The organism is Pseudomonas fragariae (ex Marin et al. 2024), assembly GCF_059621105.1.
Map to the genome: position 1 here is coordinate 3709635 of NZ_CM184369.1, position 16255 is coordinate 3725889.

General features: G+C 60.7%; 13 protein-coding genes, 1 tRNA gene and 1 riboswitch. Of the genes, 7 read left to right on the forward strand and 7 right to left on the reverse strand.

The window, feature by feature from the left end; all coding sequences use genetic code 11:
* Nucleotides 1-56 precede the first annotated feature (56 nt).
* Nucleotides 57-905, reverse strand: coding sequence for a MipA/OmpV family protein (locus tag AC54XV_RS15845; RefSeq protein ID WP_024639616.1), 849 nt, complete (start codon nt 903-905; stop codon nt 57-59).
* Nucleotides 906-924: 19 nt separating this feature from the next.
* Nucleotides 925-2397 carry an efflux transporter outer membrane subunit gene (locus tag AC54XV_RS15850; RefSeq protein ID WP_496717059.1) on the reverse strand — a complete coding sequence of 491 codons (1473 nt, stop codon included), beginning with the start codon at nt 2395-2397 and terminating at the stop codon, nt 925-927.
* Between the two features lie 98 nt (nt 2398-2495).
* Between AC54XV_RS15850 and AC54XV_RS15855 the strand changes: the two genes are divergently transcribed.
* Together AC54XV_RS15855 and AC54XV_RS15860 are read left to right on the forward strand one after the other, a co-directional pair.
* Entirely contained in the window at nt 2496-3185 is a 690-nt protein-coding gene (locus tag AC54XV_RS15855; protein ID WP_003435879.1) for a response regulator, read from the forward strand.
* 5 nt (nt 3186-3190) lie between these two features.
* Nucleotides 3191-4366, forward strand: coding sequence for a sensor histidine kinase (locus tag AC54XV_RS15860; RefSeq protein WP_060406423.1), 1176 nt, complete (start codon nt 3191-3193; stop codon nt 4364-4366).
* A 23-nt stretch (nt 4367-4389) separates the two neighbouring features.
* Here the strand turns inward: AC54XV_RS15860 and AC54XV_RS15865 are convergent, their stop codons facing one another.
* On the reverse strand, nt 4390-5877 hold the full coding sequence (locus tag AC54XV_RS15865; RefSeq protein WP_122319984.1) for a SulP family inorganic anion transporter: 1488 nt from the start codon (nt 5875-5877) through the stop codon (nt 4390-4392).
* Nucleotides 5878-6304: 427 nt separating this feature from the next.
* Between AC54XV_RS15865 and mapR the strand changes: the two genes are divergently transcribed.
* Nucleotides 6305-7714: a GntR family transcriptional regulator MpaR gene (gene mapR, locus AC54XV_RS15870; protein WP_003407421.1), complete on the forward strand. Its 1410-nt coding sequence runs from the start codon at nt 6305-6307 to the stop codon at nt 7712-7714.
* Nucleotides 7715-8085: 371 nt separating this feature from the next.
* Here the strand turns inward: mapR and AC54XV_RS15875 are convergent.
* The 4 genes from AC54XV_RS15875 to pmrG form a co-directional block, all read right to left on the reverse strand.
* Nucleotides 8086-8161, reverse strand: a tRNA-Asn gene (locus tag AC54XV_RS15875).
* Nucleotides 8162-8367: 206 nt separating this feature from the next.
* Nucleotides 8368-9042, reverse strand: coding sequence for a response regulator transcription factor (locus AC54XV_RS15880; protein WP_058823058.1), 675 nt, complete (start codon nt 9040-9042; stop codon nt 8368-8370).
* A gap of 20 nt (nt 9043-9062) precedes the next feature.
* Nucleotides 9063-9965: a phosphatase PAP2 family protein gene (locus AC54XV_RS15885; RefSeq protein WP_058823059.1), complete on the reverse strand. Its 903-nt coding sequence runs from the start codon at nt 9963-9965 to the stop codon at nt 9063-9065.
* Nucleotides 9932-10627 (reverse strand): lipopolysaccharide core heptose(II)-phosphate phosphatase PmrG, encoded by a 696-nt coding sequence (gene pmrG / locus AC54XV_RS15890; protein WP_496717064.1) that lies wholly within the window; start codon nt 10625-10627, stop codon nt 9932-9934. Before pmrG ends, AC54XV_RS15885 begins: the two co-directional genes overlap by 34 nt.
* A 314-nt stretch (nt 10628-10941) precedes the next feature.
* Nucleotides 10942-11140, forward strand: a riboswitch (cobalamin riboswitch).
* A gap of 130 nt (nt 11141-11270) precedes the next feature.
* On the opposite strand from pmrG, the gene AC54XV_RS15895 reads away from it, so the two are divergent.
* The 4 genes from AC54XV_RS15895 to AC54XV_RS15910 all read left to right on the forward strand — a co-directional run bounded on the left by AC54XV_RS15895 (nt 11271) and on the right by AC54XV_RS15910 (nt 16204).
* A complete protein-coding gene (locus tag AC54XV_RS15895; RefSeq protein ID WP_024639623.1) occupies nt 11271-12284 on the forward strand; it encodes an ABC transporter substrate-binding protein in 1014 nt (337 codons plus the stop codon).
* Complete coding sequence (locus AC54XV_RS15900) at nt 12281-13303, forward strand: FecCD family ABC transporter permease (protein ID WP_024641701.1); 1023 nt, start codon at nt 12281-12283, stop codon at nt 13301-13303. The genes AC54XV_RS15895 and AC54XV_RS15900 overlap by 4 nt, the downstream gene beginning before the upstream one ends.
* Nucleotides 13300-14091, forward strand: a complete 792-nt coding sequence (locus tag AC54XV_RS15905; RefSeq protein ID WP_236485976.1) for an ABC transporter ATP-binding protein — start codon at nt 13300-13302, stop codon at nt 14089-14091. The genes AC54XV_RS15900 and AC54XV_RS15905 overlap by 4 nt, the downstream gene beginning before the upstream one ends.
* Nucleotides 14092-14197: 106 nt before the next feature.
* Nucleotides 14198-16204 (forward strand): peptidase U32 family protein, encoded by a 2007-nt coding sequence (locus AC54XV_RS15910; protein WP_496717067.1) that lies wholly within the window; start codon nt 14198-14200, stop codon nt 16202-16204.
* Nucleotides 16205-16255 lie beyond the last annotated feature (51 nt).

Here is a 16255-nt window from a genome sequence, read left to right on the forward strand (position 1 = left end):
ACCGCCGTAGAGCAGGAAACGCATCAGGATTCAATCGCATGGCAGGCTTCAACCCTTCAGAAAGCGTAATTCAAGGCAATCAGGCCACTGCCTTCGGCATCGGTCTCGACCAACGGGCTGCCCCGGGTCTGGTCGGTGTAGTGCGTCACCCCGACGCTTGCGACGGTTGACCAGTGGGCGTCGAAGGTATGCTGCCAGGCGAGCGCCGCCGAGTACGCGTAAATGCCGCTGTCTGCGTTGAAACGGGAGAAGCCGGTGCGCTGACTCTGAATCGGACTCACGCCGAAATAGGTCTGGTTGTAACGACCGTCACCGGCGTGCGCATCAATGTCGAGGGTCACCGTGTCGGTCTGGCTGTGATAAGCGATGCCCTCGAAGCCCAACCGATAGCGATTGCCACGTTGTTCGCCAGCCACCCGCAGTTCGGCCTCGGCACTGACGGACAGCCACGGCATCAGTTGCTGAGAAACCATGAAGTCGCCAACGGTCGCGCCCTTGACGGTACCCATCCCTATCAGCTCGTTGGAACCCGGCCGATTCGTGCTGTTTTTCTCGGTACGACCGAAATCGTAATTGAGTGCAGCGCTGGCACCGAACCCGGAATCCGACTGCCATTGCAGCCCCAGACCGCGCGTGGTGTCGGCGAAGAAGATGCCACGCTGGACCGTCAGCATGGGCACCACCTGACTGCGGTATTCATCAGCCCCCATGTAGCGCGGCAGCACGGCCATGCCGAGTCCGAAATTGACGTTGAACCTGTCACCCAGAATCGATTGGCCTTGAGCAGTGCTGTCCTGCGCGCAGGCCTGACCGGCCAGGGTCATGGCCGCAGAGGTGATCAACACGGTCAGCACAGGTTTAAGCAGCGCAGAGCGCAGGTGAGTACGAGAGATTGCAGGGCTCATGGGGATACTCCGGTTTCATTCAGGATTGGGGTGGGGTTGTCGGTTCTGCTCCGTGCAGCACTCGAAACACATCGATGCGGTTTTGCTGCAGCGCATCGAGGGACTTGCGAGCGGCTGCGTCGGCTTCGGCAATACGGAGAGTGGAAACCAGCAATGCCGTGCGCTCGACGGCGCCCGCATTGAGTTCAAAGGACAGGCGCCGCACTTTTTCCTGGACCAGCGCCACCCGCTCGACCTCGTTGCGGACCTGGTTCAGGGCCTGCTGACGGCGGGTCAGCACGGCGGACATTTCACGGAAGGCGTTCTGCACGGCCTTTTCATACTCGGCCACCGCGATCTGCTGACGCACCTTGGCAAGATCCAGGTTGGCCTGATTACGCCCGCCGTCGAACAGCGGCAGATTCAATTGCGGGGTGAACAGCCAGGCACCGCTGCCGTTGCTGAACAAGGTGCGCAGGCTGTCGCTCTGCAAGCCCACGCCGGTACTGAGTTTTATGGACGGAAAGAACGCCGCACGGGCAGCACCAATGTTGGCATTGCTGGCCTTGAGCGCTTCTTCGCGCTGGCGGATGTCAAAACGCTCCAGCAGACGCTGAGACGGCAGATTCGACAGCCAGGCCGGCGTCTCTACCAGCGCGGCGGTCAGCGCAGGGGTATCTGGCTTAGTCGCGGGCAACGCTGTCGAATAGCCGGTAAGCAACAACAAGGCCTGCGACGCGTTGGCGTGATCGCTTGCCGCATCCTGTACCTGCTGTTGCGCGGTCAGAGTGTCGAGGCGCTGAACCATCAGATCGTCCAGCGAAAGTGCACCTTGACGCTGCTGCTCTTCGGCCGCCTTGACCAGCATCAGCCGCGCCTCGTGAACCGCCTGCGCATCCTGCTGCACGGCGGCGGCCAGACGCTCGGCCAGCCAGGCGCGGGCGACTTCCGCAACCAGCGCACTGCGTGCCGCCTGCTGGCCGTAGGTGCTGGCCAGATAATCGTGCCGCGCCGCCTCCGACAGGCTACGCACGCGCCCGAAGAAATCCAGTTCGAAGTCAGAGACGCCCACCGACGCGATGGAAATGTCCTGGCCATAACGCTCGTCGGCGGCCGCATTATCGAAGTGCTGACGATCGCGCTCGACACCTGCAGCAAGGGTCGGAAAACGATCGGCACGGGTGATGCCGCGCATTGCCCTGGCCTCCTCCACACGCAGCACCGCCACACGAAAATCGCGATTGAACGCCAGAGCCGATTGCAGCAGCCCGCGCAGCTCTCCCTTTGGCGACAACTCGGCAGCGAGCGCTTCTTCGTCGGCAGTGAGCGTCAGGTCGGCGGAAGTACTCGAGGCCCGGACAACAGCAGACACCTGATCGACAGGGACCGGCAACGCTGGACGCTGATAGGCCGGTATCAACGAGCAGCCCGAAAGAACCAGGCTCGCGAGCATGGCCAGGCCATACCGGCGGCGGTTGCGGATACGCTTGGACAGCGGTGTACTCATCGGCATAGGATCTGTCCGCGACAGTGGGCTCTGGGCAGCATCCTGAACGTCGACTTTCAACAAACCGTTCGTGAATTATCAAGACTTGATCAAGAGGCGCGCTCGTGTCAGGAAAACGCATTCTTATCGTTGAAGACGATGCCGACAGTGCCAGCATTCTTGAGGCTTACCTGCGTCGTGACGGCTTCAACGTCGGGCTGGCCGAAAACGGTCAGCGCGGTATCGATATGCACCGTCAGTGGAAACCCGACCTGATTCTGCTGGACGTCATGCTGCCGCTTGTCAGTGGCACGGACGTGCTTTCGGCAGTCCGGCGCTGCAGCGACACGCCGGTGATCATGGTCACCGCCATGGGCGACGAACCGGAAAAGCTCGGTGCCTTGCGCTATGGGGCCGACGATTATGTGGTCAAGCCCTACAACCCTCGGGAAGTGGTGGCCCGCGTGCACGCGGTTCTGCGGCGCTCCCAGCAGAACGGCAATAACGAGCGTCATTTGCGCTACCAGAACCTGCTGGTGGAGCTGGATGCGGTCACCGCGATCATTGAAGGTCAGGATGGCGCAGAGACCGTACTCGACCTGACACCTACCGAGTTCAAGATCCTTTCAACGCTGCTGAAAACGCCGTCCAAGGCCTTCACTCGCGAAGAACTGCTGGAAATCTGCCTGCCCGACAGCGAGGCGCTGGCCAGGGTTGTCGATGCGCATGTGCATAACCTGCGGCGCAAGCTGGAGATCCATGGCGTGGAAAACGTGCTGGTCACCGTCCGTTCGGTCGGCTATCGATTCAGGTAATCCTCATGCGACATTTTTTCAGGCACAGACAAAAACCGTTGTGGCACTGGGTCGGCATGCGCATGAGCATGCTCGCCGTCGGTGCGGTCATCGTCATCGCGTTTTGCATGTGGCTGCACGTCACGGTCTCTGACTGGCTCACCCTGCAGGCAATGCCGGCCGACGTGCGCATGGAATTCCTTCGACTGCAGGCCGAGCCCACTCTGGACATGGCCAAGCTGCGCGAACTGTTCGTCGAGTATTACCCGATCGAAAACCTGCTGCCGGGCATTGCCAACAAGGAATGGTGGGTACTGGCAGCGCTGGTGTCGATCGCGATCCCGATCATCATATTCTTCGGCTTTCTGTTTTCCCGTCCGCTTTCAAGCCAGTTCTCCTCGATTGCCAGAGGCGCACGTCAGGTCGCCCAGGGTGATTTCAAGACACGCCTGCCGATGAGCACCAACGGCCCGGACGAACTACAGGCACTGGTCAGCGACTTCAACACCATGACCACCCAGCTCGGCCGTTACGAACTGGAAGTCAGCGAATCCAGCGCCATGATTGCCCACGAGCTGCGTACGCCTCTGAATGCCGCCATGGGGCGCATACAAGGCATGATCGACGAGGTGTTCCCGCGTGACCTGGCACAACTGGAAATGGTCCACCGCCAGCTCGGCCAGTTGAACAAACTGGTGAGTGATCTGCACCTGCTCTCGCTCGCCAGCGCGGGTCAGCTGACCCTGGACAAGACGGAGTTTTCCCTTGAGAAACTGGTGGTCGAACGGCTGGGCTGGTTTGCCGCACCGCTCGATGAGGCCGGTGTCGTCGTGACGATCGATATCCCGCGGAAATTGACCGTCAACGCCGACCGTGACCGGATCGGTCAGGTGGTGAATATTCTCGTCGATAATGCGCTGCGCTATTCGGCAATGGGCGGAGAACTGCTGATTGTCGGCAGAGCCAGCGCAGGGCGCATGGAACTGAGCGTTTTGGACCGCGGCCCCGGCTTTGACTCGGAGAACCTCGAACAGGTCTTCGACCGTTTCTGGCGTGCCGAACGTTCGCGGGCGCGCTATTCGGGAGGCAGCGGCCTTGGCCTGTCCATCGCCAGAGCCATTTGCCTCGAGCATGACGGCACTATCGAGGTCCGCAACAGACCAGGCGGAGGATCCGTCATCCGCTTGGAGATTCCGGGCTGAGCCTGTCTGCCCGGCCCCGCAGATCAGTGCCCCATCAACGAGTCGATACCGTCCGGCTTGTCATGCACACCAAACCGGTCCACCAGCGTGGCGGTGGCGCGGTTCATGCCGATAACGTCCACACTGATACCTGCTTTTCTCAGTTTCAAAACCACCTTGTCGAGTGCGGCAATAGCGGTGATGTCCCAGAAATGCGCCTCGCGCAGATCGATGACCAGTGTCTCGAGGCTTTCGCGCAGGTCGAACGAGGCCATGAAACGGTCAGCGGAGGCGAAGAATACCTGGCCGGTCACGTAGTAGGTGCGATGGCTGTGCAACGGATCACGATGCGACGTGACTTCCAGGAAATGAGCGATCTTGCTGGCAAAGAACATCGAGGCAAGCAGAGAACCGACCAGCACGCCATAGGCAAGGTTGTGGGTCGCCACGACCACCACCACGGTGACCACCATCACGATGTTGGTCGAGAGCGGGTACTCCTTCAGGCTGCGGATCGATCCCCAACTGAAGGTACTGATCGACACCATGATCATCACCGCCACCAGCGCCGCCATCGGAATACGCGCCAGCCATTCACCCAGAAACAGCATCATGATCAACAGCAGCAAACCTGCGCTGAGGGTTGAAAGACGTGTTCTGCCGCCAGACTTCACGTTGATCATCGACTGGCCGATCATGGCGCAGCCGGCCATGCCACCGATCAGCCCCGTGGCGATATTGGCAATGCCCTGCCCTTTGCACTCACGGTTTCGGTCACTGGTGGTATCGGTCAGGTCATCGACGATGGTCGCGGTCATCATCGACTCCAGCAGGCCCACCACGGCCAGCGCGGCGGAATACGGCAGAATGATCAACAGCGTGTCGAGGTTGAGCGCGACGTCCGGCCACATGAAGGTCGGCAGGCTGTCGGGCATTGCGCCCATGTCACCCACGGTTCGTACATCAAGCCCCATGTAAATGGAAATCGCGGTGAGCACCAGAATGCACACCAGCGGCGAAGGCAGCAGCTTTCCCAGCACCGGCACACGCGGGAACAGGTAGATGATTGCCAGGCCCGCTGCGGTCATGGCGTACACCGGCCAGGTCACATGGGTCAATTCCGGCAACTGGGCCATGAAGATCAGAATTGCCAGTGCATTCACGAACCCGGTAACCACCGAGCGTGAAACGAAGCGCATCAATTCACCCAGGCGCAGATAGCCGGCGATGATCTGCAGTACGCCGCAGAGCAAGGTGGCGGCCAGTAAATACTGAAGCCCGTGCTCTTTGACCAGATTCACCATCAGCAAGGCCATCGCACCGGTGGCCGCAGAAATCATCGCCGGGCGCCCGCCCACGAAAGCGATGACCACGCAGATACAGAACGACGCGTAAAGCCCGACTTTCGGGTCTACCCCGGTAATGATGGAGAACGCGATGGCCTCTGGAATCAGGGCCAATGCAACAACAAGCCCGGCCAATACATCGGCACGAACGTTGGAAAACCACGTAGCTTTGATTTTTTCTAACATGGGAATACCTGTGACAGACGCAGCAAGACGCACGGCAGCGATTGCCGGACGAGCAGGAGCATCGGTTTTCGATTGAGTAGTCAGATTGGGAGTGGCGGCGACCAAAAAACGGGCGCAGCAACGGGCGACTGCAGCAAGAAGGCAGTCAGGTGTTGCGAGGGGGGCGTAGCGCTAAGGCGGCGTAGGCAGCCAGTTGGAACGGGGCACGTCTATTTCCTTCGATGGGTCGTAAGGCGCTGGCATCATAGACCTATCCGTTTGAGGGGTTCAAGCGTAAGTCATCTCTCCGAACGACCTGAGTGACGGATGGCGCAACCCCCTGAAACACGTGAACAAGCCATCTGATACTGTTTTTTACAGCTGTTGTGTCTCTGTTCGTTATGGCCGGTTTCGCTCATGATGCAGCCTTGTCGATTCGATGCCGCTTATGAAACGCTACGAAAAATTCGCCGCCGACATCTCGGAAATGATTCGCAGCGGCGTCCTGCCCGCCGGGGAAAAAGTCCCGTCCGTACGGGTCGCGAGTCGCACCTGGTCCGTCAGCCCGGCAACGGTCTTCAAGGCCTATTACCTGCTGGAAGACAAGGGACTGATTCAGGCCCGCGCACGCTCCGGGTATTACGTGCGTGAGCATGCCGCCAACGCACTGACCGAACCTGAACTGGTCAGACATACCAGCGAAGGTACCGAACTGGGCGTCAGCGACCTGATCTTTTCAGTGCTCGGCTCGCTCAAGGACCCGGACACCGTACCGTTCGGCTCGGCGTTTCCCAGCCCGCACCTGTATCCGCTGGCGAGCCTGGCGAAGTCGATGGCGTCAGCTGTGCGTGCGCTGACGCCTGCAGGCATCGTCAGCGACATGACCACCGGGAATCCCGAGCTGCGCCGACAGATCGCCCTGCGCTACATGATCAGTGGCGTGCGCTTGCCGGCGGACGAACTGGTCATTACCAATGGCGCGATGGAAGCCCTGAACCTGTGCCTGCAGTGCGTCACCGAGCCCGGCGACCTGGTCGCCATCGAAGCCCCGGCGTTCTATGCCTGCCTTCAAGTGCTGGAGCGTCTGAAGCTGAAAGCCGTCGAAATCCCCGTGCATCCGCGTGACGGCGTGGACCTCGACTCGCTGCAGGACAGCCTGACACGCCTGCCGATCAAGGCTTGCTGGTTCATGAGCAGCTTTCAGAACCCATTGGGCGCGAGCATGACTCAGGCGAACAGGATCAGGCTCTACGACCTGCTGGAACAGCAGCAGATCCCGCTGATCGAGGACGATGTGTACGCCGAACTGTATTACGGCGCCAACGCGCCTCACCCGGTGAAAAGCCTGGATCGCAGCGGACTGGTGATGCACTGCAGCTCGTTTTCCAAGACCCTCGCGCCCGGCTATCGGGTCGGCTGGGTGGCAGGCGGTCGTTACACCGAACAGATTGACCGCCTCAAGCTCATGACCACCCTCTCCCCTTCGGTCCCCGCCCAGGCCGCGCTCGCCGACTACCTCAAGCACGGTGGCTATGACCGCCATCTGCGCAAACTGCGTGACACCCTCGAACTGCAACAAGGCGCGATGCTCGCTGCTGCCGCCCGCTATTTCCCGGCGGCGACACGCGTCACCCGCCCCGTCGGCGGCTACTTTCTGTGGTTCGAATTCCCCGAGCAGGTTGATTCGCTGCAGCTCTTTCAACTCGCACTCGCGCAGGGCATCAGCCTGGCACCCGGCCCGATCTTTTCCGCGTCCAGGCGCTTCAAGAACTGCGCGCGTCTCAACTACGGCACACCCTGGGATGAACGCAGCGAGCAGGCCATGGCGATGCTGGGGCGTATCCTCGCGTCGTTCTGAGCATTTTCATGCCTTCACAAAGGCAACTGATCCGTATTTTTAAGCCGTTTCTGAATCTGTACCAGAATCAGTCCGAGCACGATAATGGCAGCGCTTTCAAACGCGCAGGATGACCGCCAAGAGCGACGCCTGCGGCTCGTTACAGACGGATCGATCAGCAGGAGACGCTCATGGGCAAGCTCGGACTTTCTTTGATAGGTTTTTTATTGTTGGCAATCGCGGTGGGTTTGTTGGGGACTATTTCGCCATATTGAGGCGCCGCGAGCCAGGAATACTGAAGCCGCGTTGCATTACCGCCAAAACGAAAAAACCCGCCATTAGGCGGGTTTTTCTTGTTCAAAGGCCTTATACATTGCCTTTGAAGTATTGTCTGGCTCCACGACCTGGACTCGAACCAGGGACCCAGTGATTAACAGTCACTTGCTCTACCAACTGAGCTATCGCGGAATGAGCGCTATGTTACTGATTCGGAAAAGGAAGTCAAGCAGAGCAGAAAAAAATCCTGCTCGTTCATCCGGATGTCATTTCCGGCCAGACAGGGGCACAGTTCATAACACACGCTCACCTGCTTGATCCGGTAGTGAAAGGTATTCTTCACCCCGAACCCTGATCGCAATGAGTCAGGCGCCTGTTCAACGCCGACTGAACGCGCCTCAGCGCTGCACGCACAGCTTGTAACCCAGGCCATGGGCGGTGTGCAGCAACGGCGTGTCGTGCCCGCCATCCAGTACCCGCCTGAGCACATGAATGTTGCTGCGCAGGCTGCTGCTGTTCGGGGCATCACGGCCCCAAAGCGCCTCTTCCAGTTCGGAGCGCTTGACGATATGCGGGCTCTTGCGCATCAACAGTTCCAACAGCTTCATGTTGGTCGGGTTGAGCTTCAAGGGCACGCCTTTGCGGGTGATTTCAAGGGTGTCCAGATCGAACTGCAGGTCGGCGACCACCATCATCCGGTTGTCCTGGCGCTGCCGTCGGCTGACGATCGCTTCGACTCTGGCGAGCACTTCGGACATCGCGAACGGCTTGGTGATGTAATCGTCGGCCCCCACCTTGAAACCGGTGAGCCGATCATCCAGTTCATCGCGCGCGCTGAGCATCACAATCGCGACTTCCGACTTCGAATACTGGCGCAGGCTGTGGCAGATCTGATTGCCGTCGATGCCGGGCAGCATGATGTCGAGAATGATCGCATCGAAGCGTTTCGAGGCGGCCAGATGCAGCCCGCTCAGGCCGTCCAGCGCCCCTTCTACCGCATGCCCCCTGAGTTCGAAGAATTCCAGCAGGTTATCGTGGATATCACGGTGGTCTTCAATAACCAGAATGTTCATTGCCGCGCCTTCTTGTCTTTCTACCCGGCCGACCGGGATCCTGTTACCAATGTGTCTGCAGGCTGCGTGACGAATGCATCAGGTCTGTTGACGGCCACCGCCTGGTGAATCGGCTGTTGCAACCTTGATCGACCATAGAAGCACAAGGCGACCAACAGTGTACTCAGCCACACCACGATACCCGCCCAGAAGGTGTGTGACATGAAGTGCCAGCCTTGCAGTACCCGCGTGGTGCCGTAAATCATCCCGAGCAGGAGAATGCCCGCCAGCAGGATGTTCGAATGCCGCCAGCAATAGCGACGAGCCACGAAGTACAGGGCGAGCAGACTGAACGCGCTTGACGCATGACCGCCCGGCCAGCATCGCCCGGCGCCAGCCTCATGCAGCAGGTTGAAGTTCCTGAACCACTCGATGTGCGCCTGGCTGCCACCGTACAAGGTGGTCTCGACGGGGCAGTAAACGCTGGTGTGGCTTTTCAGGTAATGGATCATGGCGGTGCTCAGCGCAAAGGCAACGATGACGAAAAAGAAGTCCAGCCGGTGCCTGCGTGCAAAGCGCAGGAAGGTGCCCAACCGAGAGCCCGTCAGCCGTCTCGCGAGGCGCGAATCATCATATTTTTCCAGCAACGGCCAGACAAAGGACAGCATCGCACCGATGATCGCCAGTTCCCCGGTCCAGTTCGGAAGAATCCGCGCCCATCTGTGCGTGATGTTCTCGAACAGATGACTCTGGCCGACGGGAAACACCCCGGCCGTCGAATCAAAAAACAGATCAGTCAGTTGCCGGTCGATCGTGGTCAGGTCGAAAGTAACGAAGACCAGTAGAGCGAAAAACACCGGTACACCCAAGTTGATGCCGTAAAACCGCAGCCTGGCGCTGGAAGAGGTCGTCAATTGAATTGCTCGCTGTTGAGGTTTGCCCATTGCCCGGCATTCAGGGAGCCGAGGATTTTCGGCGGGTGGCTGCCGTCTATTTGTACGAAAAACGCCTGGGCGTACTCACTCGAGCGCTCGCCGCCAGGTACGCCGGCCTTGCGTTCGAACTGGTCGATGCAGCCACTGTGGGTCACCAGCACCATGTTCTCGCCGCTGACCTTGTGAGCCTGCACAGCCTTCATGAAGCCGCTGTCACAGTCGTTGATCCAGTCTTGGCCAGCCACCGCGTGCCCGGCCAACAGTTGCGCAGTCTGTTGCGTGCGGGTCTTGGGGCTGGCGATCAGGCGCGCGTGGTCCATGCCCATTTTCTGCAACCCGGCGCCCACCGCCAGAGCGGCGTCGCGGCCGTTGGAGGTAATGCCGTCGGCGTCGCTCATGCACGGGTTGTTCGAGCGGTCACAGCGTTCGGCATGGCGAATCATCACCACCACATCGCCTTGTCGCCAGTGCTCGCGGAGGCCGGAAACGCTCAGGTTGCTGCCCACCCCCAGGTCCACCACGTGCACGCCCGAGAAGGCCGCGTAGAACCACGCGCAGATAGCCGTAAGCACGACGGCAACAGACATCGATACGATGTGCCGATGCAATTTGTAGCGCTGACTGATGCCCGAACGGGGCAGTACATTCTTGTTGATTATCGTGTCGGTCAAGGGACCACTCCTGCCATGAACCTATGTCTGGCGTTGACCCAGGGAGTGCCCGAGGTCTGCGCCGCTCCCATGCAGGCAAGATAGGTTCAGCATCGTCCCGATGCAGTGAAGAAGATGTGAAAAACGTGTTGTGGCCCAGCGCCATATTTTTCACGCGAGCCCTCTGGAATGGGGCTTTGCGGTTTTACGGGCGTGAACATGAAGATAATTTAAGCGTTTTTCCGGAAAGTTCCGTGTCCATCGGGACGATTTTGACCTGGCCGGCGGTCTGCTGCAGCGGCGCTGCAAAGGATTAGCCACTAAAACGCTTATCGTTTACCATGCCGCGCGTCGGTTTCCGAGAGGAACTAACAGGGAATTCGCACGCCTTTCTCACCAGGCGAAAAACGAAACTGCCCCCGCAACTGTAGGCACCGAGCCTGCTCCATGACTGCCACTGGATCGTGATCCGGGAAGGCCGGAGCCTGGCGATGACGTGTCAGTCAGGAGACCTGCCGACCCGCTTCAACCCACTAACCGGCGGGGTGTCCGGGAAGGACATCCGCACGCGTCGGCATTTCCCGCCGTGCCCGGTCATCATCCGGGGATGTGTTTCCTGATGTGCATTGCGCCCTGGCACCTGCTCCAACGGAGACCGCATTCCATGTCGCTGCCCCGCCTCGCCGCACTCGCTGCCAGCCTGACGCTGTCCACCCTGGCCCTCGCCGCCCCCACTCAGTACCCGCTGACCCTTGAAAACTGTGGCGCGACCCTGACCTTCACGCATGCGCCAACCAAGGCTGTGACCATTGGCCAGGCCGGCACCGAAATGCTCTACGAACTGGGCTTGGGCGACAGACTGGTCGGCACTTCGCTGTGGTTCAACAATGTATTGCCACGCTTCAAGGCGCAGAACGACAAGGTCGAACGCCTGGCCGACAACGAGCCCAGTTTCGAGGCAGTGATCGGCAAGCGTCCGGAACTGGTGGCCGTGCAGCTGGAGTGGATGGTCGGCAAACAGGGCGCGGTCGGCACCCGCGAGCAGTTCCATGACCTGAAGATACCCACTTACATCCTGCCGTCCGACTGCGAAGGCAAGGACAATCTGGTCGGCGCCGATGGCACACGCCTGGAGCCGTTCCGCATCGAGACCATCTACAAGAGCATCGAGCAACTGGCGCAGATCTTCGATGTGCAGGATCGCGGCGACGCGCTGGTCACCGACCTCAAGGCCCGCCTGAGCGCGGCGATTGCCAACGTCAGGCAGAACAAGGCCAACGACGTCTCGGCGCTGTTCTGGTTCTCCAGCTCCGACCTTGCCAGCGACCCTTTCGTGGCAGGCCGCAAAGGCATTCCGGACTTCATGCTCAACAGCCTGGGCATGCGCAATATCGTCCAGTCCGACGAAGAGTGGCCAACCGTGGGCTGGGAAACCATCGCCAAGGCCAACCCAAGCATTCTGGTCATCGCGCGCATGGATCGCCGCCGCTTCCCGGCCGACGATTACCTGAAAAAAATCGAATTCCTCAAGACCGACCCGGTGACCCGCAACATGGACGCGGTCAAGCATGACCGGATCGTGATCATCGACGCCGAGGGCATGCAGGCTGGCCTGCGTCTGTTCACCGGGTTCGAGGAACTGGCTGACGCCGCCAACCGTTTCAACGCTGCCAAATGAGATTGCCGATAGCATTGAGTCATGTGCTCTGGGTTTCGGCGGTGCTGGTGCTGGCGATCATGATCGGGGCCGCGATCGGCGAAACCTCGATCAGCCTGAACGTGGTCTTTCAGGTGCTGGCCAACAAACTCTGGGCTGCCGGCTATGTGCTCGACCCTATCGACGAAGGCATCGTCTGGAACTACCGGCTGACCCGCGCCATTGTCGCAGCCGCCTGCGGGGCCGGGCTGGCGATCTGTGGTGTGGTGTTGCAATCGTTATTGCGCAACCCGCTGGCAGACCCGTATCTGCTGGGGATTTCCGCAGGGGCCTCGACCGGCGCGGTACTGGTCGCTATTCTGGGCTTCGGTGCAGGCGCAATCTCGATGTCGGCCGGCGCCTTTGTCGGTGCCGTGGCGGCATTTTCGCTGGTCGCCCTGCTGGCGCACTCTTCACGCGGCACCACGGCAGCCGGGCAGATCATTCTGGCCGGGATCGCCGGTTCGCAACTGTTCAATGCCCTGACCTCGTTTCTGATCACCAAATCGGCAAGCTCCGAGCAGGCACGCGGCATCATGTTCTGGCTGCTGGGTAACCTCAGCGGCGTGCGCTGGCACTCGGTCTGGCTGGCAGTGCCGACAGTGCTGGTCGGTCTGCTGGTGTGCCTCTGGCACAGGCGAGCGCTGGACGCGTTCACCTTCGGCAGCGACTCGGCGGCGTCACTGGGGATCGCGGTACGCCGCGTGCAGATCATATTGATCACTACCGCCGCGCTGGTCACCGCAGTGATGGTCTCGATTGTCGGCTCCATCGGTTTTGTCGGGCTGGTGATCCCGCACGCGGTACGGATGCTGGTCGGTGTCCGGCATGCTCGGCTGGTGCCGCTGAGTGCCTTGAGCGGCGCACTGTTCCTGATCGCTGCCGATATCCTCTCGCGCACGCTGATCAAGGGGCAGGCGCTGCCGATCGGGGTCATTACCGCACTGATAGGTGCACCGGTCTTCGCTTTGATTCTTATCCGGGGCAACAGCACGCGATGAACGCCTTACCCCATTCGCTCAATGCACCGGTGCTCGGTTGTGCCGGTCTGGGTTATTCGGTACGTGGCGCAGCGCTGCTGCGCGATGTCGACCTGAGCATTGCCGCCGGTGAAACCCTGGCCGTGGTCGGTCCCAACGGCTCGGGCAAATCCACCCTGCTCAAGCTGTTGGCCGGTATTCAGAAGCCGGTCCGCGGCTCGGTCAGCCTGGGCGGGCAAGCACTTGAGGCGTTGAGCCGCAGAGACGTGGCGCGCCTGCTGGCGGTGGTCGAGCAGCAAGCTGAAACCAGCGACGCCGTGACCGTACTGGATGCCGTCGAACTGGGCCGCACGCCCTGGCTGTCGGCGTTGGAGCCGTGGAGCGCAACGGACGACGCGATCGTTCGCCAGGCGTTGCAGGATGTGGACATGCTGCACCTGCAAAAACGCGCCTGGCACACCTTGTCCGGTGGCGAGCGGCAACGCGTTCACATCGCCCGGGCGCTGGCGCAACGGCCGCAGATCCTTCTGCTGGACGAACCGACCAATCATCTGGACATCCAGCACCAACTGACCATCCTCGGCCTGGTCAGAGCCTTGCCGGTGACCACCGTGATTGCCCTGCACGACCTGAATCAGGCGCTGGACTGCGACCGTGTGGCGGTCATGGAAAAGGGTCGGCTGGTCGCGCTGGGTGCGCCACTTGAGGTGCTGACCCCGGAACGCCTGCTGAGCACCTTCGGCGTGGTGGCGCACTGGCTGACCGACCCCAGTGACGGGGCGAAGATTCTGCGCCTGCGCTCGCGCTGAAACCGCGCCGATGGTCAGTCCGGCACCTGCTGCAATCTGCAACAGGTGCACCGCGCGGTCTCTGCCACTACAATGCGCGCTTTGCCCGCAGCCGGATCCCGTTGCCATGTCGTTACCCAAGCACCACCTGGAATTGCTCAGCCCTGCACGGGATGTGACCATCGCCCGTGAAGCCATCCTGCATGGTGCCGATGCGGTCTATATCGGCGGGCCGAGCTTTGGTGCGCGGCACAACGCCTGCAACGAGGTCAGTGACATTGCCGAGCTGGTCAAATTCGCGCACCGCTATCACGCGCGGATCTTCACCACCATCAACACCATCCTCCATGACGACGAACTGGAGCCTGCGCGCAAGCTGATTCACCAGCTCTACGACGCCGGCGTGGACGCGTTGATCGTGCAGGACCTCGGGGTGATGGAAATGGACATTCCGCCCATCGAACTGCACGCCAGTACGCAAACCGATATTCGCACCCTGAGCCGGGCCAAGTTTCTCGATCAGGCCGGTTTCTCGCAACTGGTGCTGGCCCGCGAACTGAATCTGCAGGAAATCCGCGCAATCGCCGACGAGACCGACGCGGCCATCGAATTCTTCATCCACGGCGCGCTGTGTGTGGCGTTCTCCGGGCAGTGCAATATTTCCCACGCGCAAAACGGCCGCAGCGCCAACCGTGGTGACTGCTCGCAAGCCTGCCGCCTGCCGTACACCCTCAAGGATGATCAGGGCCGCGTTGTGGCCTTCGAAAAGCATCTGTTGTCGATGAAAGACAACAACCAGAGCGCCAACCTGCATGCGCTGGTGGACGCCGGCGTGCGCTCGTTCAAGATCGAAGGCCGTTACAAGGATGCGGGCTACGTGAAAAACATCACGGCCTATTATCGCCAGCGTCTGGACGAGATTCTCGAAGACCGCACGGACCTCGCACCTGCTTCCAGCGGCCGTACCGCGCACTTTTTCGTGCCGGACCCGGAAAAGACCTTTCATCGCGGCAGCACCGATTATTTCGTCAGCGACCGCAAGATCGACATCGGCGCGTTCGACACACCGACCTTCACCGGTCTGGCGGTGGGCACCGTTGAAAAGCTTGGCAAACGCGACCTGATCGCCGTGACCCATGAGCCGCTGTCCAACGGCGATGGCCTCAATGTGCAGATCAAGCGTGAAGTAGTGGGCTTCCGTGCCAACATCGCCGAGCTCAAGGGCGAGTTCGAAGAGGACGGCCAGAAGCGCTGGCGCTATCGCGTAGAGCCCAACGAGATGCCCGCGGGCCTTTCCGGCCTACGCCCCAATCATCCGCTGAACCGCAACCTGGACCACAACTGGCAACAGGCGCTGCTCAAGACCTCGGCCGAGCGTCGTATCGGCGTTCAGTGGCAGGTCACGCTGCGCGAAGATCATTTGAGCCTGAGAGCCACTAGCGAAGAAAGCGTGAGCGTCACCGTCGGCCTCGATGGGCCATTCGGTGCGGCCAACAAGCCCGAGCAGGCGCTGGATCAGTTGCGTGACCTGCTCACTCAACTGGGCACCACGATCTATCATGCCCAGGATGTCAGGCTTGACGCGCCACAGGCGTTCTTCGTACCCAACTCGCAGCTCAAGACCCTGCGCCGCGACGCCATCGAGGCGCTGACCGAAGCCCGTATCAAGGCTCACCCACGTGGTGGCCGCAAGGCCGAGACCACCCCGCCACCGGTGTACCCGGAGTCGCATCTGTCTTTTCTGGCCAACGTCTACAACCAGAAGGCCCGCGACTTCTATCATCGCCACGGCGTACAGCTGATCGACGCGGCCTACGAGGCCCACGAAGAGACCGGCGAAGTACCGGTGATGATCACCAAGCATTGCCTGCGCTTCTCGTTCAACCTGTGCCCGAAACAGGCCAAAGGTGTGACAGGCGTGCGCACCAAGGTCGCGCCGATGCAACTGGTGCACGGTGATGAAGTGCTGACCCTCAAGTTCGATTGCAAGCCTTGCGAAATGCACGTGATCGGCAAGATGAAAGGTCACATTCTCGACTTGCCGCTCCCCGGCAGCGCGGCGGCCAAATCGGTGGTCGGCCACATCACCCCGGAAGACCTGCTCAAGACTGCGCGCCAGCGTTCTCCGCACTGATCGGCACAAGGGGGTTGGTGCCCTGCCAGCCCCTTTCTGTCTTCTGATAAA

Excerpts from the sequence above, each read along its gene's own strand:
- AC54XV_RS15845 (WP_024639616.1), bottom strand. The coding sequence starts at position 905 with ATGAGCCCTGCAATCTCTCGTACTCACCTGCGCTCTGCGCTGCTTAAA.
- AC54XV_RS15850 (WP_496717059.1), bottom strand. The coding sequence starts at position 2,397 with ATGCCGATGAGTACACCGCTGTCCAAGCGTATCCGCAACCGCCGCCGG.
- AC54XV_RS15860 (WP_060406423.1), top strand. The coding sequence starts at position 3,191 with ATGCGACATTTTTTCAGGCACAGACAAAAACCGTTGTGGCACTGGGTC.
- AC54XV_RS15865 (WP_122319984.1), bottom strand. The coding sequence starts at position 5,877 with ATGTTAGAAAAAATCAAAGCTACGTGGTTTTCCAACGTTCGTGCCGAT.
- mapR (WP_003407421.1), top strand. The coding sequence starts at position 6,305 with ATGAAACGCTACGAAAAATTCGCCGCCGACATCTCGGAAATGATTCGC.
- AC54XV_RS15880 (WP_058823058.1), bottom strand. The coding sequence starts at position 9,042 with ATGAACATTCTGGTTATTGAAGACCACCGTGATATCCACGATAACCTG.
- AC54XV_RS15885 (WP_058823059.1), bottom strand. The coding sequence starts at position 9,965 with ATGGGCAAACCTCAACAGCGAGCAATTCAATTGACGACCTCTTCCAGC.
- AC54XV_RS15895 (WP_024639623.1), top strand. The coding sequence starts at position 11,271 with ATGTCGCTGCCCCGCCTCGCCGCACTCGCTGCCAGCCTGACGCTGTCC.
- AC54XV_RS15900 (WP_024641701.1), top strand. The coding sequence starts at position 12,281 with ATGAGATTGCCGATAGCATTGAGTCATGTGCTCTGGGTTTCGGCGGTG.
- AC54XV_RS15905 (WP_236485976.1), top strand. The coding sequence starts at position 13,300 with ATGAACGCCTTACCCCATTCGCTCAATGCACCGGTGCTCGGTTGTGCC.
- AC54XV_RS15910 (WP_496717067.1), top strand. The coding sequence starts at position 14,198 with ATGTCGTTACCCAAGCACCACCTGGAATTGCTCAGCCCTGCACGGGAT.